The organism is Streptococcus infantis, from assembly GCF_047463175.1.
Classification (GTDB): domain Bacteria; phylum Bacillota; class Bacilli; order Lactobacillales; family Streptococcaceae; genus Streptococcus; species Streptococcus infantis_AC.
The window spans coordinates 1-21,251 of the sequence record NZ_JASHEJ010000001.1; the positions used below are offsets into that span (position 1 = coordinate 1).

The following is a 21,251-nucleotide window of genomic DNA, read 5'->3' on the forward strand; positions in this document are numbered from 1 at the left end:
GTTACAACAACAGAAGATAAACCTGGTCTTCCATTTACTGGTGAAGCTACAGGAGCAACACTTGTGTTGGCAGGTGTGGTAATCTTGTCAGGTACTGTAGTAATGAAACGTAAATTTTCTAAATAATCATGTTTAGAAAATCTATAATTTCTTGAAGAGGACTATATAGTCCTCTTTCTTTATGAATCAAAATTAATAGGTACACTATTTTTTCTTGACAATTTTCACCAATTCATGTAGAATAGAATAGATCTTGAACTTGAAGGGAGTGAAAAAAATGTCTAAAACAGTAGTACGTAAGAATGAATCTCTTGACGATGCTCTTCGTCGTTTCAAACGTGCGGTTACTAAAGCTGGTACTCTTCAAGAAACACGCAAACGTGAATTCTATGAAAAACCTTCTGTAAAACGTAAACGTAAATCAGAAGCAGCTCGTAAACGTAAAAAATTCTAATTGAAATGAAAGGCTAGACTTGTCTAGTCTTTTTTTGCACATTGTTTAGAGATATGAGGAACTTATGAAAGAGTATATAAAAGAATATCAAAAGATGCGCGAAGTACGTTTTAAGGATTGGGGTTATTATTCAACTCCTATAAACTGGCAGGAATTTGAAGAGTCTAATCAGAGGATTTTTCAAAAGTATTTGAAGGATTCGAAAGTATTGTCCGATAATGTTTTAAGGACAAAGTTGTACAGTAGCTTATTGCTAGATGATATCAAGTATTTTGCATACTATATAGCTTTTTTAGACGGAGATTACAAACAATTAAATAATGCTCTGTGGCAAACAGGAAGAGAAGAATTGATCAGAGGAGGTTTGCTTGCAAGTGGAACAATCTATACAGATGGTATTTTGAGAGGCTTATTTACCTCTTTTGCATGTAACGATTTTTCAGTCATTTCATCTTATATACCAAAAGACTTGCCTTTACTGAAAGGAACCTATTATCCCCAAAATGTCATCAATCTTTTGCACGCTCTTTATTATCAGGATGAAGACAGATTATCAGAGTCTATCATATTGGCACAACAGTTTCTAGAGAAGAAAAAACGAACAGGTATGGAAGAATTTTCTGTTCGTTACTTTATAAACTTGGCAAGAAAAGACGCAGCTGGGATAAGCCAAAACTTACAAAACTTATGCCTAGCTTATCAGAGACGGGGTTATCCCTTTGAAAAGATAGATAAATGCTTCGCTGATGAAGTTCATGGTCTTTATCGCTTGGTGAAATATTTTGATGATTCCATGTTTGAAGAGGTTAGTATGCCATCTCATAAGACTTTTCTGCAGGAATTTGAAAAATGGCAAGTTCAAAATCAGTTTCCACAAGGACAACAGTTCTATATCTATCCACAAGATATGGCTGATGCAAACAAAATACTAAAAAATGAACTTCCGAGAATTCACATAGAAAAATCAGGAAGGGATTTGGGAATAGATGTTGATCGATTTGCAGTGGATTTGTCTCAACTGATTTGAGAAAGTACGAGAAGACCCACATGCTAAATCATTTTTAAGGCAACTTTAAATAAATACTGTAAATCTTGCAAAAAAAGGAAACTTCCAGCTACAATCTGATATAATAGTAAGAGAACTCGATTTAAGGAGAAATATATGTCGGTTTCAGTAAAAGAAGTAATTGAGAAGCTTAGATTAGACATTGTCTATGGGGAGCCTGAATTACTTGAAAAGGAAATTAATACTGCAGATATAACGCGACCTGGTCTCGAAATGACAGGCTATTTTGATTACTATACTCCAGAGCGTATTCAATTGTTGGGGATGAAGGAATGGTCTTACCTAGTCTCTATGCCTTCTCAAAATCGTTACGATGTCTTGAAAAAAATGTTTCAACCGGAGACACCTGCGGTCATTGTTGCGCGTGGTCTAGTTGTTCCTGAGGAAATGTTAAAGGCAGCTAGAGAATGTAAAATCGCAATTTTAACAAGTCGTACAGCAACCAGTCGTTTGTCTGGAGAACTATCTAGCTATCTTGATTCTCGTCTAGCAGAACGTACTAGTGTACACGGTGTCCTAATGGATATCTATGGTATGGGTGTTCTCATTCAAGGTGATAGTGGAATTGGTAAGAGTGAGACAGGTTTAGAACTAGTTAAACGTGGTCACCGCTTGGTGGCAGACGATCGAGTAGATATCTATTCTAAGGATGAAATGACTCTCTGGGGTGAACCTGCTGAAATTTTGAAACATCTGATTGAAATTCGTGGAGTTGGTATCATTGATGTCATGAGTCTTTATGGAGCTAGTGCTGTTAAGGATTCTTCACAGGTCCAGCTAGCTGTTTATTTGGAAAATTACGATACACATAAGACCTTTGACCGCTTGGGGAACAATGCTGAAGAGTTGGAAATTTCAGGTGTTTCTATTCCGCGTATTCGGATTCCTGTAAAAACAGGTCGCAATATTTCTGTGGTCATCGAAGCTGCTGCCATGAACTATCGTGCTAAGGAAATGGGCTTTGATGCGACACGTCTCTTTGAAGAAAGATTGACGAAATTAATTGAAAAGAACGAGGTGCAAAATGATTGATCCAGTTGCTTTTCAAATAGGTCCCTTTGCTGTTCGCTGGTATGCTATCTGCATTGTATCTGGATTAATACTAGCAGTTCTTCTTGCAATGAGAGAAGCACCCAAAAAGAAAATTTTATCTGATGATATTATTGACTTTATCCTAGTAGCCTTTCCTCTGTCCATTATTGGTGCAAGACTCTACTATGTCATCTTTAAGTTTGACTATTATAGTCAACATATTGGAGAAATCTTTGCTATATGGAATGGTGGTCTTGCGATTTACGGCGGTCTAATTACTGGAGCGATTGTACTTTATATTTTCGCAGACCGTAAATTAATCAATACCTGGGATTTCTTGGATATTGCAGCTCCGAGCGTTATGATTGCTCAGAGTCTAGGACGTTGGGGAAATTTCTTTAACCAAGAAGCTTATGGCGCAGTTGTAGAGAGTCTTGACTACTTGCCTGGTTTCATTAAGAATCAGATGTATATTGATGGCTCATATCGACAACCAACCTTCCTGTACGAGTCCATTTGGAATCTGATTGGTTTCGCTTTAATTGTTATTTTTAGACGCCGATTAAAGGGTATTCGTCGTGGTCATATCACAGCTTTTTATCTAATTTGGTATGGATTTGGCCGTATGATTATTGAAGGTATGCGTACAGACAGTCTGATGTTCTTAGGAATTCGAGTATCTCAGTTGTTATCTGTCTTCTTAATTGGTCTTGGAATTTATATTATTATGTATCAAAACCGAAAAAAAGCACCATTTTATAATGTAAAAAAGGAGAATTAAAATGTTAGAAGTTGCTTATATTTTTGTGGCTATCGCCTTGATTGTATTTATAGTTTATTTGATTATTACGCTTCAAAAAGTTGGACGTGTAATCGATGAAACTGAAAATACTGTTAAAACGCTAACTTCAGATGTAAATGTTACTCTACATCACACAAACGAGCTTCTTGCCAAGGTCAATGTTCTTGCTGATGATATCAATGTCAAAGTTGCAACCATTGATCCACTCTTTACAGCTGTTGCAGATCTTTCTGTTTCTGTTTCTGATTTAAATGAGCAGGCTCGTGTCTTGAGTAAAAAAGCATCATCTGCAGGTTCAAAAACATTAAAGACTAGTGCAGGTTTGTCTGCCATTCGTGTTGCAAGTAAATTTTTTAAAAAATAAAAAGGAGATAAGTCATGGGTAAATTATCATCAATCCTTTTAGGAACTGTTTCAGGTGTGGCTGTTGCCTTGTTTTTAACAAGTGAAAAAGGGAAACGCGTTACGAGTCAAGCACAAGACTTTTTAGAAGATCTGAAAGAAGATCCAGAATACGCAAAAGAACAAGTCTGTGAAAAGCTGGCTGATGTCAAAGATCAAACCAAAGAATTTGTTCTTAAAACTAAGGAACAAATCGAATCTGGGGAAATTACGATTGATACAGTCCTAGATAAAGCAAAATACCATGCTCAACAAGCGACTGAAGCTTCAAAAGAGACCTTGAACAATCTCAAGGAACAATTGGAAGAAAAAGTAGTTGTTGAAGAGCAAGAAGACGGTCAAGAAATCATCATTGAAATCGAAGAAGACTAAAATAGAATCACTATTCTTGATTTTCTAAAGAATCAGGAATGGTGATTTTTTTCTTGAGGCAAGTCTTTGTGGTATAATAAATACTATGCAGAAGAAACCAACATCAGCTTATGTGCACATCCCTTTTTGTACACAAATCTGTTATTATTGTGACTTTTCTAAGGTCTTTATAAAAAATCAACCGGTAGATAGCTATCTAGAGCATCTCTTAGAAGAGTTTGCTTCTTATGATATTCAAAAGTTGCGTACTCTCTATATTGGAGGAGGGACACCGACAGCCTTGTCTGCTTCACAATTGGAAGTTTTATTAGACGGTTTGACTAGGAATCTGGATTTGTCTGTTTTAGAAGAGTTAACCATAGAGGCCAATCCTGGCGATTTGGATGAGGATAAGATTGCAGTTTTAAAGAATTCAGCTGTCAATCGTGTTTCACTAGGTGTCCAAACCTTTGATGACAAATTGCTGAAAAAAATTGGTCGGAGTCACTTGGAGAAGGATATTTATGAAAACATTGATCGTCTAAAGTCAGCAGGGTTTGATAATATTTCCATTGACTTGATCTACGCTCTTCCAGGTCAAAACATGGAACAAGTCAAGGACAATGTTGCCAAGGCCATCGCTTTGGACATTCCCCACATGAGTCTCTATAGCTTGATTTTGGAAAACCATACGGTCTTTATGAATCGTATGCGTCGTGGGAAATTACCACTTCCTAAAGAAGAAGTAGAAGCTGAAATGTTCGAATATATCATTGCTGAATTAGAGCGTGCTGGTTTTGAGCATTATGAAATTTCAAATTTTTCAAAACCTGGCTTTGAAAGTCGTCACAATCTTATGTACTGGGATAATGCTGAGTATTATGGTATAGGTGCAGGTGCGTCTGGCTATGTAAACGGTGTTCGCTATAAAAACCATGGCCCTATCCGCCATTATCTAAAGGCAGTAGAAGAAGGCAATGCTCGCATCAATGAGGAACACCTGAGTCTAAGGGAACAAATGGAAGAAGAGATGTTTCTTGGACTTCGCAAGAAGACAGGAGTTTCAAAAGCAAGATTCGAAGAAAAATTTGGTACATCTTTTGAAAATTTATATGGTCAAGTTGTAAGAGATTTGTGTCATCAAGGTCTTTTACAAGTAGAAGGTCAACAAATACGAATGACAAAAAAAGGTCTCTTTTTAGGAGATACAGTAGCAGAACGATTTATATTGGAGTAGAATTATGGGCTTAACTTATCAAATGAAGATGAAAATTCCTTTTGATATGGCTGATATGAATGGCCATATCAAACTACCAGACGTTATTTTGTTGTCCCTTCAGGTATCAGGGATGCAGTCAATTGAGCTGGGGGTGAGTGACAAGGATGTTTTAGAACAGTATAATCTAGTCTGGATTATCACTGATTATGATATCGATGTTGTACGTTTACCTCAATTTGCTGAGGAGATTACAATCGAAACAGAGGCCTTGACCTACAATCGTCTATTTTGCTACCGCCGATTTACTATTTATGATGAAGATGGTCAAGAAATCATTCGCATGGTAGCTACCTTTGTCCTTATGGATCGTGAGAGTCGTAAGGTCCACCCTGTAGAACCAGAAATTGTCGCTCCTTATCAATCTGAGTTTTCTAAGAAACTCCTTCGCGGGCCAAAATACGCAGAGCTGGAAGAAGCGATTAGCAAAGATTACCATGTTCGTTTTTACGACTTGGATATGAATGGTCATGTCAATAATAGCAAATACCTAGACTGGATTTTTGAGGTCATGGGGGCAGATTTCCTAACCAATCATATTCCTAAAAAAATCAACCTCAAGTATGTCAAGGAAGTTCGACCAGGTGGTATGATTACTTCTAGTTACGAATTGAATCAACTAGAAAGCAATCACCAGGTCACAAGTGATGGCGATATTAATGCTCAGGCAAAGATAATTTGGCAAGAAATTAACACAGATTAGAAAGTAATATATGACTTATAAAGGCTATTTAATTGATTTAGACGGTACAATTTATAAAGGAAAAGATAGAATTCCAGCGGGAGAAGCTTTTGTTCACGAGCTGCAGAAAAGAGAGATTCCCTATCTTTTTGTAACAAACAACACTACTCGTACACCTGAAAGTGTCCAAGAGATGTTGGCAAATCAGTTTAATATCGACACACCTGTATCGACAATCTATACTGCAACCTTAGCGACCATTGATTACATGAATGACCTGGGACTTGAAAAGACCGTTTATGTGATTGGAGAAGCAGGGCTCAAGGAAGCTATTCAAGCAGCTGGTTATGTTGAAGATAAAGAAAATCCAGCCTATGTGGTTGTTGGTCTAGACTGGCAAGTAGACTATGAAAAATTTGCTACGGCAACCCTAGCTATCCATAAAGGTGCTCACTTTATCGGTACTAACCCAGATTTAAATATTCCAACTGAACGTGGTCTTTTGCCTGGTGCTGGTTCACTGATTACTCTTCTCGAAGCAGCAACTCGCGTAAAACCAGTTTATATTGGGAAGCCAAACGCTATTATTATGGATAAGGCTGTCGAGCACTTAGGACTTGAGCGCCAAGAAATTGTCATGGTCGGGGACAATTATCTGACTGATATTCGAGCTGGTATTGACAATGGAATTCCGAGCCTTTTGGTGACGACAGGGTTTACAAAACCTGAAGAAGTAGCTGATTTACCAATCGCGCCAACCCATGTCCTCTCAAGTCTTGCGGAGTGGAATTTCGATGAAAACTAAGTTTACTTTTGGTGGGAGTCTTCTCTTTCTTCTCTCCCTTGCCATTTTATTGACCATTTATCTAGCTTGGTTGGTTTACCCTCTGGAGATTTCTTGGTTAAATCTGACCAGCCGTATTCCTTTCCAATCTCAGACCATCCAACATAACTTTAATGTTTTGATGGATTATTTGACCAATCCATTGAGTCAAGTATTAGCAATGCCAGATTTTCCTTCGTCTGCTTCTGGAATTCACCACTTTGTGGTTGTAAAGGGACTCTTCCATCTGACTCAAGGAGTAGCCATAGTTACTCTACCGATTTTTTATCTTTTTTGGAAGCAAGTCATTCAGAAAGGTTTTCTGTCTCTATATCGCAGGGGTCTCTTGATTATGCTGTCTTTACCTTTGGTTCTTGGTTTAGTTGGCGTCTTCATTGGTTTTGAACAATTCTTTACCTTGTTTCATCAGATTCTATTTGTAGGTGATGATACCTGGCTTTTTGATCCCGCTAAAGATTCGGTCATTCTTATTTTACCAGAGGATTTTTTCCTGCATGCCTTTCTCCTATTTTTCTGCTTGTATGAGTTAATTTTTGGATTCGTTTATCTACTAAGTTGGAAAAAATTACCGAAAAGAGAATAAATGCATAAAAATGTTTTAAAAATTTTACGAAAAACTTATTTTTCTTTAAAAAGTAGGTTTTTTTACGGAAATAACTAGTCAAGCGCTTTATTTTTTTGTATAATAGAGTTAGAAAAGTATGCAAAGTAGAGAATAGCATGATTACACTATTTTTATCACCGAGTTGTACATCATGTCGTAAGGCAAAGGCCTGGCTTGATAATCATAAAGTGCCTTTCCAAGAGCACAACATTATGACCAGTCCTTTATCAAGAAAAGAATTGCAACACATTCTTTCCTTGACCGAAAACGGTACCGATGACATCATTTCAACTCGTTCAAAAATTTTCCAAAAGTTAAATATCGATGTGGAAAGTATCTCGGTGACAGAGTTGCTTAATTTAATTGAGCAATATCCTAGTCTTTTGCGTCGTCCAATCATCATTGATGATAAACGTATGCAGATTGGCTTTAATGAAGATGAGATTCGTGCATTTCTTCCTCGTAGTTATCGTAAGCAAGAATTGAAAGAAGCTACATTAAGAGCTGGTATTAATTAGATGAATAAACAGTATAGTTACCCACTAGATTTGTCGTGGAGCACTGAAGAACTTGCTTCAGTGCTTTCTTTTTTTAATGATGTTGAAGCTGCCTATGAGACACAGGTAGATGCTAAGAAACTATTAGATTCCTACAAGGTATTCAAGTCAGTTGTGCCTAGCAAGAGCGAAGAAAAACGTTTGGGACGTGAGTTTGAATCAGTTAGTGGATACTCTTTCTACCGTGCAGTCCAGTTGGCCAAAGAAAAAGGAGAAGGGAAGATTTCACTTGGAAAATAAATTTACATTTGCCAAAGAAATTGTCAGGGAAGCTGGGGAATACATTCTCCAGCATATGAAAGAAGATCTCCATGTTGAGAAAAAGTCTTCCCCTACAGATTTGGTAACTAAGTTAGATAAAGAAGTTCAAGACTTACTTATTAAAAAAATCCGTTCTCGCTATCCAGATGATCTATTTTGTGCAGAAGAAGGCTGCATGCGTGCAGCAGTAGGACAAGGTTCTGTATGGATTATTGATCCTATTGATGGAACCAACAACTTCGTAGCACAAGGTGAAGATTTTGCCGTTATGCTGGCCTATTTTGAGGATGGTATTGGTAAGTTTGGTATTATTTATGATGTCATGAAAGGTGATTGTTACCATGGTGGAGGAGACTTCCCGCCCTGTCGCAATGACGAACCTTTACCACTCTTTAAAAAGAAACCCTTGAGAGAATTTTTGGTGTCTGGTAATTCTAGAATGCTAGCGACTAACGAATGGGGCTTAGCGGATTTGGGAAATGCTGCACTTGGAACACGAGTTTATGGCAGCGCCGCTATTAGTTTTGCCAAGGTGCTATCAGGTCGACTTTTAACTTATATCACTTATTTACAACCTTGGGATTATGCGGCTGCAAGTATCCTAGGTGAGAGTTTGGGTTATAAGGTTTTTACGATTGCTGGTGAGGAAGTCGATTTTCAAACACGACAGGCCGTTATGATGGTGCCAGTCGAGATGAAAGATGAGATTCAATCCTATATCTATGAAAGGAAATAAACCTACATGCAATTTCCAGATGGATTTGTAAAAAAATACGAAACAATATTGGGAGATGAGGCAAGAGCTTTTCTTGCCTCTTTTGATGATGAGGCCATCTCAGCCTTTCGCAGCAATCCCTTAAAAGAAGCCCAAGGCACTTTCTCTGACCCTATTCCTAACACACCCTGGGGCTACTATGGGAAGGTTTCAGGAAAATCACCAGAACATGTAACTGGCTTGGTCTATTCACAAGAACCTGCCGCACAAATGGTCGCTCAAATAGCTCAGCCAAAACCTGGAATGAAGGTCTTAGACTTGGCAGCGGCTCCCGGTGGGAAATCCACTCAACTGGCCTCCTATCTTGCAGGAGACGGTCTTCTTGTTTCAAATGAGATTTCAAGCAAACGGTCAAAGATTTTAGTTGAAAATATGGAACGTTTTGGTGCGACTAATGTCGTTGTGACCAATGAATCAGCAGACCGTTTAGCCAAGGTTTTTAAAGGCTATTTTGACCTGATCGTTTTAGATGCACCTTGCTCAGGAGAAGGGATGTTTCGTAAACAACCTGATGCTATGGATTATTGGAGTGTCGATTATCCTAGCCAGTGCGCTAGTTTACAACGTGAGATTTTAGCCGATGCAGTTACTATGTTGGCTGATGGTGGTCGACTAGTCTATTCAACCTGTACCTGGGCGCCAGAAGAAAATGAAGAAATTGTCCAATGGTTACTGGATAGCTATCATTTTGAATTGATTCCAATCCAACACATCAATGGAATGGTACCTGGGATTGATTTACCTGAAACAGCTAGAATGTACCCCCATCGCTTTAAGGGAGAAGGTCAGTTCGTGGCTCATCTTCAGTTTAAGGGACAAAACAAGGCTGGGAAGTTCAAACCTTCTAAATCCAACCTATCTCGTGAACAGCTTTCCTTATGGCAGGATTTTGAGAAAAAACACCTTAAAGAAAAACTGACTGGTGTCCTACAAGTTTTTGGAGACCAGCTTTATCTCTTGCCAGAAGTGCTACCCGATATAGGAAAACTCAAGATAGCTCGTAATGGTCTTCATCTTGGAACTTTTAAGAAAAAACGTTTTGAACCAAGTTTTGCTCTTGGCTTAGCTTTAAAACCAAGCCAAGTCAAGCAAGGAATCGAAATTAATCAAGAAGACTTTGTCAAATATGTGGCTGGTGAAACGGTCCAATTAGCTGAAACTCTTCCAAATGGTTGGTACCAAGTTTTGGTTGGTGGAAATGGTCTAGGTTTTGCAAAAGTAACCGGAAATACCTTGAAGAATTATTTTCCCAAGGGATTGAGGTTTCAGGTGAAAAACTAGTCAAAAACTGTATTCTATGTTATAGTTGAAATATGGATTTTCCCTGAAAACAATAGAAAATAAGGGCGAAAATTCAAGCTATTCATCATTATTTTCAAGGAGACAAATAGTGAAAAAATTTAAAAAACTCACCATCTCTCTTGCAACTCTTTTACTTGCTGGTTCGCTAGCAGGATGTGCAAGTTGGATTGATCGTGGGGAGTCTATGACGGCTGTCGGTTCAACTGCCCTTCAACCTTTAGTCGAGGCGGCAGCAGATGAATTTGCGTCCGCACACGTTGGTAAAACAGTCAATGTCCAAGGTGGTGGATCTGGTACTGGGCTATCGCAAGTTCAGTCTGGAGCGGTAGATGTCGGTAACTCGGATGTATTTGCCGAGGAAAAAGACGGGATCGATGCCTCTGCCTTAGTTGATCACAAGGTAGCTGTTGCGGGGATAGCTGTTATCATCAATAAAGAAGTAGATGTCGATAATCTGACGACAGACCAGCTCCGACAAATCTTTACAGGAGAAATTACCAACTGGAAGGAAGTCGGCGGTAAGGATTTAGCTATCTCTATTATTAACCGAGCTGCTAGCTCAGGTTCTCGTGCTACCTTTGACAGTGTGATTATGGATGGAAAATCTGCAATACAAAGTCAGGAGCAAGATTCAAACGGTATGGTGAAGTCCATCGTTTCCCAAACCCCTGGAGCTATTTCCTACCTTGCCTTTGCTTATGTTGATGATTCGGTTGGGACCATCAAGCTCAATGGTTATGAGCCAATTTCAGAAAACGTTACAACGAATAACTGGCCTTTGTGGTCTTATGAACATATGTATACACTTGGTGAGCCAAATGAATTGGTTGCCGAATTCCTAAACTTTGTCCTTTCAGACGAAGCTCAGAATGGAATCGTTAAAGGAATGGGTTATATTTCTGTCAAGGAAATGAAGGTTGAAAAAGATGCTGCAGGTACTGTGACAGCCATAGAAGGGAGCCAATAATGAATCAAGAAGAATTATCTAAAAAATTGCTCTCTCCTTCAAAAAACTCTCGTCTTGAGAAATTAGGAAAAGGACTAACCTTTGCCTGCCTATCTTTGATTGTTATCATTGTTGCAATGATTTTGATCTTTGTAGCCCAAAAAGGCTTGTCGACCTTCTTTGTTAATGGTGTGAATATCTTTGATTTTCTTTTTGGTGCAACTTGGAATCCGTCAGGTAAACAATTTGGTGCCCTTCCAATGATTTTAGGTTCCTTTATTGTTACCATCCTGTCAGCTCTTATTGCAACACCATTTGCCATTGGTGCAGCAGTCTTTATGACAGAGGTATCTCCAAAAGGAGCTAAGATTTTGCAACCTGCTATTGAACTCTTAGTTGGGATTCCTTCAGTAGTTTATGGATTTATCGGTTTGCAGGTCGTGGTACCATTTGTACGTACTGTCTTTGGTGGAACAGGTTTCGGTATTTTATCAGGAATTTTCGTTCTCTTTGTTATGATTTTGCCGACTGTAACCTTCATGACAACAGATAGCCTACGTGCGGTTCCTCGTCACTACCGTGAAGCAAGTTTAGCCATGGGAGCGACTCGTTGGCAAACCATCTGGCGTGTAACCTTGAAGGCTGCTCGTTCAGGTATTTTTACGGCAGTAGTCTTCGGAATGGCGCGTGCCTTTGGTGAAGCCCTGGCTATTCAGATGGTTGTTGGTAACTCAGCAGTTGTTCCAACTTCATTGACAACACCAGCAGCGACTTTAACATCTGTATTGACTATGGGAATTGGTAATACTGTTATGGGAACTGTTGATAATAATGTTCTTTGGTCACTGGCCTTAGTATTGCTTTTAATGAGTCTGGCCTTTAACAGTGTGATTAAATTGATTACAAAAGAGAGAGGAAAGAAAAACTATGCACGCTAAGAAATTAGATAAACTTGCAACGGCTGTCCTCTACACCATCGCAGGAATCATTGTGACCATTCTAGCTTCCTTGATTCTTTATATCTTGGTTCGAGGCTTGCCTCATGTTTCTTGGTCATTCTTGACAGGAAAATCATCCTCCTATCAAGCAGGTGGTGGTATTGGAATTCAGCTTTATAATTCCTTCTTCCTTTTGGTGATTACCTTATTCATCTCTGTGCCTCTATCAATGGGAGCTGGAATTTACTTGGCTGAATATGCTAAAAAAGGTCGTATTACCAATTTCGTTCGTACCTGTATTGAAATCTTGTCTTCTCTACCATCCGTTGTTGTAGGTCTCTTTGGTTATCTCATCTTTGTAGTTCAGTTTGAGTATGGATTTTCTATAATTTCAGGTGCCTTGGCTTTGACCGTCTTTAACCTACCTCAGATGACTCGTAACGTTGAAGACAGTTTAAAACATGTTCACCATACGCAACGTGAAGCTGGTTTGGCACTAGGTATTTCTCGTTGGGAAACTGTCCTTCATGTCGTTATTCCTGAAGCTCTTCCTGGAATTGTAACGGGGATCGTGCTTGCATCAGGTCGTATCTTTGGTGAAGCTGCAGCCCTTATCTACACAGCAGGTCAATCTGCACCAGCTCTTGACTGGTCTAACTGGAATGTTCTCAGCGTAAGTAGTCCAATCTCAATCTTCCGTCAAGCAGAAACCTTGGCTGTCCATATCTGGAAAGTCAATAGTGAAGGAACTATTCCTGATGGAACACTTGTTTCAGCAGGTTCTGCTGCGGTGCTCCTAATCTTTATCTTAATCTTTAACTTTGGAGCACGTAAACTCGGAAGCTATCTACATAAGAAATTAACCGCATCCTAAAGGAGAAGCCATGTCAAAATATAATTGGGATGAAAGGCATATTATTACTTTTCCAGAAGAAAAAGTGGCACTCTCTACGAAGGATTTACATGTTTACTACGGTAAGAATGAATCCATTAAGGGCGTGGATATGCAATTCGAAAAAAATAAAATTACGGCCTTGATTGGTCCATCAGGTTCTGGGAAATCAACCTACTTACGCAGTCTCAATCGTATGAATGATACCATTGATATTGCTAAGGTTACAGGACAGATTCTCTATCGAGGTATTGACGTTAACCGTCCTGAAATCAATGTTTATGAAATGCGTAAACACATCGGAATGGTGTTCCAACGTCCAAACCCATTTGCTAAATCAATTTACCGCAATATCACCTTTGCACATGAACGTGCAGGAGTTAAGGACAAGAAAGTTCTTGATGAAATTGTAGAAACCTCACTTCGTCAGGCCGCCCTCTGGGACCAGGTCAAAGATGACCTTCACAAGTCTGCCTTGACGCTTTCAGGTGGTCAACAGCAACGTCTCTGTATCGCTCGTGCTATTTCTGTAAAACCAGACATCCTCTTAATGGATGAGCCGGCATCAGCCTTGGATCCGATTGCGACAGCTCAGCTCGAGGAAACTATGCTTGAGTTGAAGAAGGACTTCACCATCATCATCGTTACCCACAGTATGCAACAGGCTGCGCGTGCAAGTGACTACACTGGATTTTTCTACTTGGGTGATTTGATTGAGTACGATAAAACGTCAAACATTTTCCAAAATGCCAAGCTACAGTCTACCAATGACTATGTAACTGGACACTTTGGTTAGAAAGGAAACAGTATGACAGAACCGATTTTGCAGGTTAAAGACCTGTCTGTTTATTACAACAAAAAGAAGGCCTTGAATAGTGTTTCCTTATCATTCCAACCCAAGGAAATTACCGCCCTTATCGGTCCCTCTGGATCTGGGAAATCAACACTTCTAAAGGCTATCAATCGTATGGGAGATTTAAATCCTGAAGTGACCACTACTGGTTCAGTGGTTTATAATGGTCACAATATTTATAGCCCTCGTACTGATACCGTTGAGTTACGTAAGGAAATCGGAATGGTTTTCCAACAACCCAATCCATTCCCAATGTCTATCTACGAAAATGTTGTCTATGGACTAAGAATTAATGGAGAGAAAGACAAGCAAGTCTTGGACGAAGCTGTGGAGAAAGCTTTACAGCGTGCTTCAATCTGGGATGAGGTCAAGGATCGCTTGCATGATTCAGCAATTGGTCTATCAGGTGGACAACAACAACGTGTCTGCGTCGCCCGTGTTTTGGCGACTAGTCCAAAGATTATCCTCTTGGATGAGCCGACCTCAGCCTTAGACCCTATCTCGGCTGGAAAAATCGAAGAAACCCTATATAGTCTTAAGGACAAGTACACCATGCTATTGGTTACTCGTTCCATGCAGCAAGCATCTCGAATCTCTGATAAAACAGGCTTTTTCCTCAATGGAGATTTGATTGAATTTAACGATACCAAGGAAATGTTCCTCTATCCACAACATAAGGAAACAGAAGATTACATTTCAGGTAAATTTGGATAAGGAGAAAAAGATGTTACGATCTCAATTTGAAGAAGATTTAGAGAAATTGCATAACCAATTCTACGCTATGGGACAAGAAGTTCTTTCCCAAATCAATCGTACTGTACGTGCTTTTGTCACCCATGACCGTGACTTGGCTAAAGAAGTCATCGAGCAAGACGCAGAAGTCAATGAATACGAATTGAAACTTGAAAAGAAATCATTTGAAATCATTGCCCTTCAACAGCCAGTATCACAAGACTTACGTACAGTTCTAACAGTTCTAAAGGCAGTTTCAGACTTGGAACGTATGGGTGACCACGCAGTATCCATTGCTGAGGCAACGATTCGAATGAAGGGGGAACAACGCATCCCAGCAGTCGAAGAAGAAATCAAAAAAATGGGACGTGATGTTAAAGATTTCGTAGAAACAACCCTCGAACTTTATCTAAACGGATCCGTTGATAAGGCCTATGAAGTTGCAACCATGGATGAAAAAATCAACCATTACTTTGAAAATATTCGTGATTTGGCAACTGAAGAAATCAGAAAGAATCCAGATGCTATCGTCACAGGTCGTGATTACTTCCAAGTGATTTCATACTTGGAGCGCATCGGTGACTATGCAAAAAATATCTGTGAATGGGTTGTTTACTTTGAAACAGGTAAGATTGTCGAATTGTAAAATATTTAGAAGATAAAAATTATTGTGAAAGCTTACTTTTTAATATAGTAAGCTTTCATTGTATCGATAGTTTACTTTGTCAGAGGTGAATAATGAACTATATACAGAGTATAAGAAAAAAAGTTGGAAAAGATAAAATTATTTTAAATTTTACTTGTGGAATTTTAAGTCAATCAGGAAAAATATTATTACAAAAACGAGCAGACAAAGGAACTTGGGGTTTACCAGGTGGCGCTATTGAATTAGGTGAATCGGCTGTAGAAGCATTAGAGCGAGAGTTTTATGAAGAAACTGGAGTGAAAGTAACAGTGAAAAAACTCTTAAATGTTTATACAAAATATTCAGATAGTTATCCAAATGGTGATGAGGCACAAGTTATTACAATGTTGTATTTAGTTACATCTGAAACTTCGATCTCTACAAATGTTTTTACGAGTGATGAAACTTTAGAATTAGGGTTGTTTGATAACAGGGACATGCAAAATATCACAATTGTAAACCAGCAACATCAAGATATGATAAATGATTTTTTTGAAAATTGTTTCCCAATAGATAGATAAACCAATCATTGAATTTGTATTTTTTATAAATATATTCTATGGAAAACGCAAGAAAATGTTGACAATTATTTTTAATTGAGTTATAATTATACAAAATTTATAGAGAGGTTGTTTATTTATGAAATTTAAAAAATGGATATTTGTCTTATGTAGTTTTCTTGCAAGTTTCTTTTTAGTTGCTTGCCAATCGTCTAGTTCAAGTTCACAGTCTGCAGTAGAGGCAATCAAACAAAAAGGTAAATTAGTGGTCGCAACTAGCCCAGACTATGCACCATTTGAGTTTCAAGCACTTGTGGATGGAAAGAACCAAGTCGTAGGTGCTGATATTGATATGGCACAAGCTATTGCTGATGAACTTGGAGTAAAATTGGAAGTTTCCAGCATGAGTTTTGATAATGTTTTGACCAGTCTTCAAACAGGGAAAGCATATTTGGCCATTGCGGGAATTAGTGCAACTGAAGAAAGAAAAGAAGTCTTTGATTTCTCAATTCCTTACTATGAGAACAAGATTAGCTTCCTAATCAGAAAAACTGATCTTGAAAAATACAAAGATTTGGATTCTCTAGCAAGTGCAAATATTGCAGCTCAAAAAGGAACTGTCCCTGAATCTATGGTTAAAGAGCAACTTCCTAAAGCGCAGTTGACTTCATTGACAAATATGGGTGAAGCTGTTAATGAACTTCAATCAGGTAAGGTTGATGCTGTTCATATGGACGAGCCAGTAGCCCTCAGCTATGCAACTAAAAATTCTGACTTGGCTGTCGCAACAGTAAGCTTGACTATGAAAGAAGGCGAAGAAAATGCAGTTGCTATCAAGAAAGGCAACTCAGATTTGAAGGAAGTAGTTGATAAGGTTATTCAAAAACTGAAAGATGACGGTACTTATCAAACATATCTTGAAAAAGCTGCCAAGCTAACAGAAGTAGAGCAATAAAAAATAACAGAGGCTGGGACAAAAGTCCTAGCCTCTCAATTGTCATTGGATTATCAAGCAAGACGCAGTGGTTGAGTGGGCTCTACTACGCTGATTCCATCAGCTTTTACAGCCTTACTCAACTGTGCGGAGGTGGGACGACGAAATCGAATTCTAACGAATTACCGATTTCTGTCCCACTCTCTGTTTTTAAGTAATTTAATGTTGTTTCAAGATTTTCTAAAGGAACCTTAGCAAATTGATAAGGGCAAGTCTCAATGTAGGACGATTCGAAAAAGTCTAGATTTAAAGAGCTATGTTTGAGGCTTGCAATCTTAGGATAGTTCCTGAGATCAAGCAAAAGTCCATCATGGAGAGGATAGTTTGGTAGGGAAAGGGGATAAGATTTTAATAACCTATGAATGAAGTCTTGACTTTTCTCTTGTAGTGCAAATCTTGCTACTCTATTTTTTTCAAAGAGTTGACTATCAATATAGAGTGATAAAGCCTTTTGCATAATGAGGTTGTTATCATAGTCCAGAATGTTTTTATAAGAGACAAAAGCATCTTTCATAACATTTGGAAGTATGAGAGCAGTGATTCGAAGTGCGGGGAAAATACTTGTTGAAAAAGACTTGATGTAGATGACCAAATCATTTTGATCCAGATAATGAAAGGTTTGTCCCATTTTAGGATCTAGATCTCCCAGATAATCATCTTCAACGATATAAATTTGATATTTGGCTGCTAGAACAAGGATAGCACGTTTCTCCTCTTCAGAATATGAATGACCCAGCGGATAGTGGAATCGAGGAATGGTGTAGAAAAACTTAATGTTACCACTTTTAAAATGTTTCTCAAGTTCTTTCAGGTCAATGCCATCCACGCGACGTTCAATGGTTTGATAGGGAATATTTTGAGCCAGCAGAAGTTGGTTCATTCGGTGATAGGTTGGTTGTTCGACCAGTATTTCTTGGCTCTTACCTGGAAAGTCAATTTGAGAAAGAATAAACAGTGCTTGCTGGGTTCCAGTTGTCATGACTAATTGATCGGGTTTACTATAGATAGCTTGGTCAAACAGTAGTTTCTGAACAGACTTTCGTAATTCTTCTAAACCCTCTTGGTGTTCATAGTAGTTGTAGAGATAATTTTCTCGACCAATCAAGCTTTCATTGACACAAAGACGAAAATCATCATAGGCAGCAGCATGTTCGTCATTGACAGAGATAACGAGGTCTTCGTGGCTAGCTTGTTGTTCTAAAACATAATAGCCACTTTGAGGTTTGGAGTAAATGTATTTCTCGTATCGGAGTTCCAAAAGTGCACGCTGCACAGTATCTTTACTACAGTGGAAGTCTTGACTGAGTTTTCGGATAGAAGGTAGACGACTTCCTGTTTGAAGTTTTCCTGATTCAATCTCTTCTTTTAGATAGTGAACAACTTGTTCGTACTTACTTTCTTGCTTCATTCCAGACCTCTCTTGATTTTGTTACATTGTACCCTTTTTTTAGTTGTTTGGCAATGTTATACTCTTCGAAAATCTCTTCAAACCGCGTCAACGTCGCCTTGCCGTATGTATGTTACCGACTTCGTCAGTTCTATCCACAACCTCAAAACAGTGTTTTGAGCAAACTGCGGCTGATTTCCTAGTTTGCTCTTTGATTTTCATTGAGTTTTAAACGGCAGTCCAGCGTTCAATTCTAAGAAGAAATGTGATATACTTAGTAAGTAAATTTTCAAAGAAGAGTGAGATGATAAAGGTGCAAGAACCAGTTAAATTATTCCAATACAATACCTTGGGAGCCTTGATGGCTGGACTATACGGTGGGACCATGACCGTTGGTGAGTTGCTTGAACATGGGGATTTAGGACTAGGAACCTTGGACTCTATTGATGGAGAACTGATTGTCTTGGATGGGAAAGCCTATCAAGCTAAGGGTTCAGGGGATAAGCCTGAAATCGTAGAAGTTTCACCAGACGCACTGATTCCTTATGCGGCAGTTGTCCCCCACCAAGCAGAAGTTATTTTCCGTCAGCGTTTTGAGATGACTGATAAGGAACTAGAAAAACGAATTGAATCCTACTATGATGGGGAAAATCTTTTCCGTTCGATTAAAATTCATGGTGATTTTAAACACATGCATGTTCGCATGATTCCCAAATCAACATCCGAAACAAAGTTCGCTGAGGTTGCGACTCATCAGCCTGAATATAGTTGCGAAAATGTCTCTGGGACTATCGTTGGATTCTGGACACCTGAAATTTTCCATGGTGTCAGTGTTGCAGGCTATCATTTGCACTTTATCTCAGATGACCTAACCTTTGGTGGTCACGTTATGGACTTTGTCATCAAGGAAGGAATCGTAGAGGTTGGAGCTGTCGATCAGTTGGATCAACGTTTCCCTGTCCAGGATCGTCAGTACCTCTTTGCTAAGTTCAATGTTGATGAGATGAAAAAAGATATCGATCAGGCTGAATAAAAGGAGAAAAGTATGAAAATTCATGTAATAATCACAATGATAGCTTTATTTGTAATTCTCATAGCTGCCATTTGGTTCTCAAAAAAGAAGTACAAGATTAACCTTTCAGTTTTAGGCCTTGGGGCAGTCGCATTTTTTGTCTCATCTCAGGTACTGGAGAAAATTGTTCACCTTATCGTTCTTCATCCACAAAAAGATGGAACCATTTCGCTTATGCAGGAGCATCCTTTTCTATATGTCCTTTATGGAATCGCTATGGCAGCTTTCTTTGAAGAAACGGCGCGCCTTGTCTTCTTTAAATGGTTAGAGAAGAAGAGAGCTTTGAAAGATTCGGATGCCCTCGCCTATGGACTTGGTCATGGTGGCTTGGAATTGCTCTACCTCGGAGTGGGGAGCTTGATTAGTCTTTTGATCCTCTTTTCGTTATTAGAGTCTTCAAATCCAGATTTGGCAAATATCCTTCCCCAAAATACACTTGAAACAGTTCAATCTCTATCTGGATGGCAGGTTTATTTACTAGGTGTTGAGCGTGTGCTTGCTCTGATTATGCAAATCGGTCTCACTTTCTGGGTTTATCAAGCAGTTCGTCAAAAGAATTGGATTTATCTAGCAACTGCTTATGGCTTACATGCCTTCTTTGATTTGGCTCCGAGTCTATCTCAGGTTGGTTGGATTTCAAATCCGCTTCTAGTCGAAGGGTTGTTAGCAGTGGAAGTTGTCCTATTTGTATACTTTACAAAAACAATCTTATATAAAAAATAATCATGCAAAAGAGGTCTAACCTCTTTTTTATCTGCATGGATAAAAAAGCTCATCAAATCATCGAAAAATGCTCCTAAAAATGGTATAATAGAATGTATTTTATAAAAGGAAGAGTAAAATGACTGTATTAGATAAAATAAATGAAACCTTAAAAGGAATCGATATTCGTTTCGATGAGCCCTTAAAATCTTATGCCTATACAAAAGTCGGAGGAAAGGCAGATTACTTGGTTTTTCCTCGCAATCGTTATGAGATGGCTCGTGTGGTGAAGTTTGCCAATCAAGAAAATATCCCATGGATGGTTCTCGGAAATGCTAGTAATATTATCGTCCGAGAAGGCGGAATTCGTGGCTTTGTCATTATGTGTGATAAGTTAAATAATGTCACAGTTGATGGCTATACAATTGAGGTAGAAGCTGGAGCTAACTTGATTGAAACGACTCGTATTGCTCTACGTCATAGTTTGACGGGTTTTGAGTTTGCCTGTGGAATTCCAGGAAGCGTCGGTGGTGCTGTCTTTATGAACGCTGGTGCCTATGGTGGTGAGATTGCTCATATCTTGCAATCGTGTCAGGTTTTAACAAAAGATGGTGAAATCGAGACTTTATCTGTCAAAGACTTAGCCTTTGGTTATCGTCATTCAGCCATTCAAGAATCTGGAGCAGTCGTCTTATCAGCTAAATTCGCACTATCTCCAGGAAATTATGAGACTATCAAACAAGAAATGGAACGCTTGACTCATTTACGAGAACTCAAACAACCGTTGGAGTATCCATCTTGTGGTTCTGTCTTTAAACGTCCGGTTGGGCATTTTGCAGGACAATTGATTTCAGAAGCTGGTTTGAAGGGCTACCGTATCGGCGGTGTCGAAGTCTCAGAAAAGCATGCAGGCTTTATGATAAATGTAGCTGATGGAACTGCTAGAAATTATGAAGACTTAATTGAGTCTGTCATTGAAAAAGTTAAAGAACATTCTGGTGTTACCCTTGAGCGAGAGGTTCGTATCTTGGGTGAACACGAATAACATTATTATTAAACATTATACAAAGATTGGGATTTTATCGCTAGATATGGTTTGGGTCAATTCCTTACAGTCATTGCTAGCATTTTACAAGGTCCCA

The 21,251-nt window shown here is 38.8% G+C and carries 27 protein-coding genes; 26 read left to right on the forward strand and 1 reads right to left on the reverse strand.

Annotation, left to right across the window (positions count from 1 at the left end; genetic code table 11):
- The 23 genes from QM859_RS00005 to QM859_RS00115 all read left to right on the forward strand — a co-directional run.
- Positions 1–126, forward strand: a 126-nt coding sequence (locus tag QM859_RS00005; RefSeq protein ID WP_414262178.1) for an LPXTG cell wall anchor domain-containing protein, incomplete at its 5' end; no start/stop codon positions are given.
- Positions 127–277: 151 nt separating this feature from the next.
- A complete protein-coding gene (gene rpsU, locus QM859_RS00010; RefSeq protein ID WP_000048054.1) occupies positions 278–454 on the forward strand; it encodes a 30S ribosomal protein S21 in 177 nt (58 codons plus the stop codon).
- Between the two features lie 64 nt (positions 455–518).
- The gene (locus QM859_RS00015; protein WP_414261644.1) at positions 519–1,481 is read left to right on the forward strand and encodes a hypothetical protein; all 963 of its coding nucleotides are present in this window, start codon (positions 519–521) and stop codon (positions 1,479–1,481) included.
- Positions 1,482–1,616: 135 nt separating this feature from the next.
- Positions 1,617–2,552, forward strand: a complete 936-nt coding sequence (gene hprK / locus QM859_RS00020; RefSeq protein ID WP_247912109.1) for an HPr(Ser) kinase/phosphatase — start codon at positions 1,617–1,619, stop codon at positions 2,550–2,552.
- Positions 2,545–3,333, forward strand: a complete 789-nt coding sequence (lgt, locus tag QM859_RS00025; RefSeq protein ID WP_414261645.1) for a prolipoprotein diacylglyceryl transferase — start codon at positions 2,545–2,547, stop codon at positions 3,331–3,333. Before hprK ends, lgt begins: the two co-directional genes overlap by 8 nt.
- Before the next feature lies 1 nt (position 3,334).
- The gene (locus tag QM859_RS00030; RefSeq protein WP_414261646.1) at positions 3,335–3,718 is read left to right on the forward strand and encodes a DUF948 domain-containing protein; all 384 of its coding nucleotides are present in this window, start codon (positions 3,335–3,337) and stop codon (positions 3,716–3,718) included.
- A 14-nt stretch (positions 3,719–3,732) separates the two neighbouring features.
- Complete coding sequence (locus QM859_RS00035) at positions 3,733–4,128, forward strand: YtxH domain-containing protein (RefSeq protein WP_414261647.1); 396 nt, start codon at positions 3,733–3,735, stop codon at positions 4,126–4,128.
- A gap of 85 nt (positions 4,129–4,213) precedes the next feature.
- Complete coding sequence (hemW, locus tag QM859_RS00040; RefSeq protein WP_414261648.1) at positions 4,214–5,344, forward strand: radical SAM family heme chaperone HemW; 1,131 nt, start codon at positions 4,214–4,216, stop codon at positions 5,342–5,344.
- Positions 5,345–5,348: 4 nt separating this feature from the next.
- Entirely contained in the window at positions 5,349–6,086 is a 738-nt protein-coding gene (locus QM859_RS00045) for an acyl-ACP thioesterase domain-containing protein (RefSeq protein WP_414261649.1), read from the forward strand.
- A gap of 10 nt (positions 6,087–6,096) precedes the next feature.
- Positions 6,097–6,870 carry a TIGR01457 family HAD-type hydrolase gene (locus tag QM859_RS00050; protein ID WP_045615608.1) on the forward strand — a complete coding sequence of 258 codons (774 nt, stop codon included), beginning with the start codon at positions 6,097–6,099 and terminating at the stop codon, positions 6,868–6,870.
- Positions 6,860–7,492, forward strand: coding sequence for a TIGR01906 family membrane protein (locus QM859_RS00055; RefSeq protein WP_414261650.1), 633 nt, complete (start codon positions 6,860–6,862; stop codon positions 7,490–7,492). Before QM859_RS00050 ends, QM859_RS00055 begins: the two co-directional genes overlap by 11 nt.
- A 137-nt stretch (positions 7,493–7,629) precedes the next feature.
- Positions 7,630–8,031: a Spx/MgsR family RNA polymerase-binding regulatory protein gene (locus QM859_RS00060; protein WP_006148218.1), complete on the forward strand. Its 402-nt coding sequence runs from the start codon at positions 7,630–7,632 to the stop codon at positions 8,029–8,031.
- The gene (locus QM859_RS00065; protein WP_004252549.1) at positions 8,032–8,310 is read left to right on the forward strand and encodes a UPF0223 family protein; all 279 of its coding nucleotides are present in this window, start codon (positions 8,032–8,034) and stop codon (positions 8,308–8,310) included.
- On the forward strand, positions 8,300–9,067 hold the full coding sequence (locus QM859_RS00070; RefSeq protein ID WP_414261651.1) for an inositol monophosphatase family protein: 768 nt from the start codon (positions 8,300–8,302) through the stop codon (positions 9,065–9,067). Before QM859_RS00065 ends, QM859_RS00070 begins: the two co-directional genes overlap by 11 nt.
- Before the next feature lie 6 nt (positions 9,068–9,073).
- Positions 9,074–10,387, forward strand: coding sequence for an RsmF rRNA methyltransferase first C-terminal domain-containing protein (locus tag QM859_RS00075; RefSeq protein ID WP_414261652.1), 1,314 nt, complete (start codon positions 9,074–9,076; stop codon positions 10,385–10,387).
- 109 nt (positions 10,388–10,496) lie between these two features.
- On the forward strand, positions 10,497–11,375 hold the full coding sequence (locus QM859_RS00080; RefSeq protein WP_414261653.1) for a phosphate ABC transporter substrate-binding protein PstS: 879 nt from the start codon (positions 10,497–10,499) through the stop codon (positions 11,373–11,375).
- Positions 11,375–12,292, forward strand: coding sequence for a phosphate ABC transporter permease subunit PstC (gene pstC, locus QM859_RS00085; RefSeq protein WP_006148223.1), 918 nt, complete (start codon positions 11,375–11,377; stop codon positions 12,290–12,292). The genes QM859_RS00080 and pstC overlap by 1 nt, the downstream gene beginning before the upstream one ends.
- Positions 12,282–13,166, forward strand: a complete 885-nt coding sequence (pstA, locus tag QM859_RS00090; RefSeq protein ID WP_414261654.1) for a phosphate ABC transporter permease PstA — start codon at positions 12,282–12,284, stop codon at positions 13,164–13,166. Before pstC ends, pstA begins: the two co-directional genes overlap by 11 nt.
- A 10-nt stretch (positions 13,167–13,176) precedes the next feature.
- On the forward strand, positions 13,177–13,980 hold the full coding sequence (gene pstB / locus QM859_RS00095) for a phosphate ABC transporter ATP-binding protein PstB (RefSeq protein WP_060955554.1): 804 nt from the start codon (positions 13,177–13,179) through the stop codon (positions 13,978–13,980).
- Positions 13,981–13,992: 12 nt separating this feature from the next.
- On the forward strand, positions 13,993–14,751 hold the full coding sequence (gene pstB, locus QM859_RS00100; protein ID WP_006148225.1) for a phosphate ABC transporter ATP-binding protein PstB: 759 nt from the start codon (positions 13,993–13,995) through the stop codon (positions 14,749–14,751).
- Between the two features lie 10 nt (positions 14,752–14,761).
- Positions 14,762–15,415, forward strand: a complete 654-nt coding sequence (phoU, locus tag QM859_RS00105; RefSeq protein WP_004252561.1) for a phosphate signaling complex protein PhoU — start codon at positions 14,762–14,764, stop codon at positions 15,413–15,415.
- A 92-nt stretch (positions 15,416–15,507) separates the two neighbouring features.
- Positions 15,508–15,975 (forward strand): NUDIX hydrolase, encoded by a 468-nt coding sequence (locus QM859_RS00110; RefSeq protein WP_414261656.1) that lies wholly within the window; start codon positions 15,508–15,510, stop codon positions 15,973–15,975.
- A gap of 118 nt (positions 15,976–16,093) precedes the next feature.
- Positions 16,094–16,909: an ABC transporter substrate-binding protein gene (locus tag QM859_RS00115; protein ID WP_414261657.1), complete on the forward strand. Its 816-nt coding sequence runs from the start codon at positions 16,094–16,096 to the stop codon at positions 16,907–16,909.
- 118 nt (positions 16,910–17,027) lie between these two features.
- Here QM859_RS00115 and QM859_RS00120 read toward each other — a convergent pair whose 3' ends face one another.
- The gene (locus tag QM859_RS00120) at positions 17,028–18,356 is read right to left on the reverse strand and encodes an aminotransferase-like domain-containing protein (protein WP_414261658.1); all 1,329 of its coding nucleotides are present in this window, start codon (positions 18,354–18,356) and stop codon (positions 17,028–17,030) included.
- A 283-nt stretch (positions 18,357–18,639) separates the two neighbouring features.
- Between QM859_RS00120 and budA the strand changes: the two genes are divergently transcribed.
- The 3 genes from budA (at position 18,640) to murB (ending at position 21,154) form a co-directional block, all read left to right on the forward strand.
- Positions 18,640–19,368, forward strand: coding sequence for an acetolactate decarboxylase (gene budA / locus QM859_RS00125; RefSeq protein ID WP_214262084.1), 729 nt, complete (start codon positions 18,640–18,642; stop codon positions 19,366–19,368).
- Between the two features lie 12 nt (positions 19,369–19,380).
- A complete protein-coding gene (locus QM859_RS00130) occupies positions 19,381–20,130 on the forward strand; it encodes a YhfC family intramembrane metalloprotease (RefSeq protein WP_414261659.1) in 750 nt (249 codons plus the stop codon).
- A gap of 118 nt (positions 20,131–20,248) precedes the next feature.
- Positions 20,249–21,154 carry a UDP-N-acetylmuramate dehydrogenase gene (murB, locus tag QM859_RS00135; protein ID WP_414261661.1) on the forward strand — a complete coding sequence of 302 codons (906 nt, stop codon included), beginning with the start codon at positions 20,249–20,251 and terminating at the stop codon, positions 21,152–21,154.
- Positions 21,155–21,251: the final 97 nt, after the last annotated feature.

Bases quoted from the DNA above. Each gene is read 5' to 3' on its own strand.
- hprK (WP_247912109.1), top strand. From the start codon at position 1,617: ATGTCGGTTTCAGTAAAAGAAGTAATTGAGAAGCTTAGATTAGACATT.
- phoU (WP_004252561.1), top strand. From the start codon at position 14,762: ATGTTACGATCTCAATTTGAAGAAGATTTAGAGAAATTGCATAACCAA.
- hemW (WP_414261648.1), top strand. From the start codon at position 4,214: ATGCAGAAGAAACCAACATCAGCTTATGTGCACATCCCTTTTTGTACA.
- QM859_RS00015 (WP_414261644.1), top strand. From the start codon at position 519: ATGAAAGAGTATATAAAAGAATATCAAAAGATGCGCGAAGTACGTTTT.
- lgt (WP_414261645.1), top strand. From the start codon at position 2,545: ATGATTGATCCAGTTGCTTTTCAAATAGGTCCCTTTGCTGTTCGCTGG.
- QM859_RS00055 (WP_414261650.1), top strand. From the start codon at position 6,860: ATGAAAACTAAGTTTACTTTTGGTGGGAGTCTTCTCTTTCTTCTCTCC.
- QM859_RS00110 (WP_414261656.1), top strand. From the start codon at position 15,508: ATGAACTATATACAGAGTATAAGAAAAAAAGTTGGAAAAGATAAAATT.
- QM859_RS00030 (WP_414261646.1), top strand. From the start codon at position 3,335: ATGTTAGAAGTTGCTTATATTTTTGTGGCTATCGCCTTGATTGTATTT.
- QM859_RS00130 (WP_414261659.1), top strand. From the start codon at position 19,381: ATGAAAATTCATGTAATAATCACAATGATAGCTTTATTTGTAATTCTC.
- QM859_RS00120 (WP_414261658.1), bottom strand. From the start codon at position 18,356: ATGAAGCAAGAAAGTAAGTACGAACAAGTTGTTCACTATCTAAAAGAA.
- pstB (WP_006148225.1), top strand. From the start codon at position 13,993: ATGACAGAACCGATTTTGCAGGTTAAAGACCTGTCTGTTTATTACAAC.
- pstC (WP_006148223.1), top strand. From the start codon at position 11,375: ATGAATCAAGAAGAATTATCTAAAAAATTGCTCTCTCCTTCAAAAAAC.
- QM859_RS00050 (WP_045615608.1), top strand. From the start codon at position 6,097: ATGACTTATAAAGGCTATTTAATTGATTTAGACGGTACAATTTATAAA.
- rpsU (WP_000048054.1), top strand. From the start codon at position 278: ATGTCTAAAACAGTAGTACGTAAGAATGAATCTCTTGACGATGCTCTT.
- QM859_RS00045 (WP_414261649.1), top strand. From the start codon at position 5,349: ATGGGCTTAACTTATCAAATGAAGATGAAAATTCCTTTTGATATGGCT.
- pstB (WP_060955554.1), top strand. From the start codon at position 13,177: ATGTCAAAATATAATTGGGATGAAAGGCATATTATTACTTTTCCAGAA.
- QM859_RS00075 (WP_414261652.1), top strand. From the start codon at position 9,074: ATGCAATTTCCAGATGGATTTGTAAAAAAATACGAAACAATATTGGGA.
- QM859_RS00060 (WP_006148218.1), top strand. From the start codon at position 7,630: ATGATTACACTATTTTTATCACCGAGTTGTACATCATGTCGTAAGGCA.
- budA (WP_214262084.1), top strand. From the start codon at position 18,640: ATGATAAAGGTGCAAGAACCAGTTAAATTATTCCAATACAATACCTTG.
- QM859_RS00065 (WP_004252549.1), top strand. From the start codon at position 8,032: ATGAATAAACAGTATAGTTACCCACTAGATTTGTCGTGGAGCACTGAA.
- murB (WP_414261661.1), top strand. From the start codon at position 20,249: ATGACTGTATTAGATAAAATAAATGAAACCTTAAAAGGAATCGATATT.
- QM859_RS00035 (WP_414261647.1), top strand. From the start codon at position 3,733: ATGGGTAAATTATCATCAATCCTTTTAGGAACTGTTTCAGGTGTGGCT.
- pstA (WP_414261654.1), top strand. From the start codon at position 12,282: ATGCACGCTAAGAAATTAGATAAACTTGCAACGGCTGTCCTCTACACC.
- QM859_RS00115 (WP_414261657.1), top strand. From the start codon at position 16,094: ATGAAATTTAAAAAATGGATATTTGTCTTATGTAGTTTTCTTGCAAGT.